We start from the raw sequence: 1,731 nt of genomic DNA on the forward strand, positions 1-1,731 counted from the left end.
GCGCCGGATGCGGCGGCAGCTTTGGCGGCCCTGCGCAAAACACGCAACCGGCTGTTGGCGGAGAGCGACTGGACCCAGATCCCCGACGCTCCCGTCGATCAGGCGGCATGGGTCAGCTACCGGCAGGCCCTGCGTGAATTACCGGCCACCGTCACGGATGTGTTTGATCCGGATTGGCCAACCCCGCCTGCCTAGGCACAACCAAAGAGGACCATATGAAACTTGTATCCGCATTTGAGCAGCAGCCGCAGGGCGTGCTGTATGGCCTTGTGCGTCGCGCTGACGGCTCGCCCCGCATTGACGATGTCGCCAAGCTCCATCCGGGTCAGATCAGCCTGCTGAGCGCCGCTGAACGCGCCGCCTTGGGTATCTGGCAGGGACCTCTGGCCATCGATGCGCAGGGCATCAAGCGGTTGACGCGGATATCCGCAACCGAATTCGAGGCGACGGACGCGCTCGTTGCCGCCTCGGAAATCTGGGACGGCAGCGCGCGCTGGCGTCTGACCGAGCGCACTGACTGCCCTGCGGGCGAAACTCTCACTTTGGAGATCTGAACATGGGTGTGACCCTTACCACGGCGGCGCGCAATGCCGCAGTTGATGCCATCGCCGATCTGGTCGACGCTGGCACCTCCGATGCAAATGGCGATCTGGTCATCATGACGGCGGGTGACGTTGAGGTTGCCACGTTGGCACTTTCAAATCCCGGATTCGCGGCGGCCTCCGGCGGCGCTGCGGCTGCGGATACGATCAGCGATGACACCAATGCCACGGGCGGCACGGCGGCGCTGTTCAAGTTGCAGGATCGTGACAATACCGAGGTGCTGCGCGGCACGGTGGGCACGTCCGGTGCAGACCTGAACCTATCCTCCCTGACAATCGGGGCCGGGGATACGGTCTCAGTGTCGTCACTGACCATATCACAGCCCGCGACCTGACCCATGGCGCTGACCGCGGGCTCCATCACATTCGGCACCGGATATTCCGGTCAACTGTGCGGCTATCTGACTTCGGATTATTCCATAGCCATCGGTCTGGATGCTGCGGATCGCGGCAGCGCCTCCATAACAGCCCTCCACGGAGGCGCGACCCTTGAGGGGCTGTTTGTATTTTTCGACGGTGACGGCAGCTATGCGCATTATGTTGGCCTGTCCGGTGTTACCAGTGCGTGGTTCGCCGATAATCCCCAGATCGCTATTGATGGCGCGACCTTCTACATTGAGCATATTCCGGCACTGGATGCGGACGGGTATGTCTCCGCTGTAATATTCGCCCCGACAGCCTCCCCCTTGTTCGCCTATCCCGGCACCGCAATCTGGCGAATTGGCGCGCATACCGGGGATATATCCCTGCCAGCCATCACCACCGCTGCATCTGGTATCGTAGACAGCGGCATCTCCGGATCCGGAGGCACAGGTCTGCCCGCTATCACCCTGTCCGGATACGGGGCGCGGAATGTGCCCGGCGCGATCGCGATCAGCGCCCCGTCGATTGGTGCGCTGGCGTCCGGAGAGATCGAGCGCACCGGCGCGGCCAGCCTGATTGCGCCAGCTGCAATCGCTGAGGGGCAGGGGCAGCGCAGCATCACTGGTTCCGTCACAGTTTCCCCATCCGCGATCGTGATAGATGGCTCCGCTGAACGCGCAGCGACGGGCGGTGCTGCGATCCATACGCCGCCCGCCCGAGTCAGTGGAAATGGCTTTGTGGGGGCTTACACCGAAGGCGATGCTGC

The 1,731-nt window shown here is 63.1% G+C and carries 4 protein-coding genes; all 4 read left to right on the forward strand.

The window, feature by feature from the left end:
* On the forward strand, positions 1 to 195 hold a 195-nt coding region (locus tag FN828_RS20350), incomplete at its 5' end, for a phage tail assembly chaperone (RefSeq protein ID WP_221930578.1).
* A gap of 20 nt (positions 196 to 215) precedes the next feature.
* The gene (locus tag FN828_RS20355; protein WP_142495127.1) at positions 216 to 554 is read left to right on the forward strand and encodes a hypothetical protein; all 339 of its coding nucleotides are present in this window, start codon (positions 216 to 218) and stop codon (positions 552 to 554) included.
* A 2-nt stretch (positions 555 to 556) separates the two neighbouring features.
* The gene (locus tag FN828_RS20360) at positions 557 to 937 is read left to right on the forward strand and encodes a hypothetical protein (RefSeq protein ID WP_142495128.1); all 381 of its coding nucleotides are present in this window, start codon (positions 557 to 559) and stop codon (positions 935 to 937) included.
* A 3-nt stretch (positions 938 to 940) separates the two neighbouring features.
* Positions 941 to 1,731: hypothetical protein (locus FN828_RS20365; RefSeq protein ID WP_142495129.1), on the forward strand; the 791-nt coding region annotated here is incomplete at its 3' end.

The sequence above is a fragment of the Thalassovita litoralis genome, assembly GCF_900182725.1.
GTDB lineage: Bacteria > Pseudomonadota > Alphaproteobacteria > Rhodobacterales > Rhodobacteraceae > Thalassobius > Thalassobius litoralis.

Bases quoted from the DNA above. Each gene is read 5' to 3' on its own strand.
- FN828_RS20355 (WP_142495127.1), top strand. From the start codon at position 216: ATGAAACTTGTATCCGCATTTGAGCAGCAGCCGCAGGGCGTGCTGTAT.
- FN828_RS20360 (WP_142495128.1), top strand. From the start codon at position 557: ATGGGTGTGACCCTTACCACGGCGGCGCGCAATGCCGCAGTTGATGCC.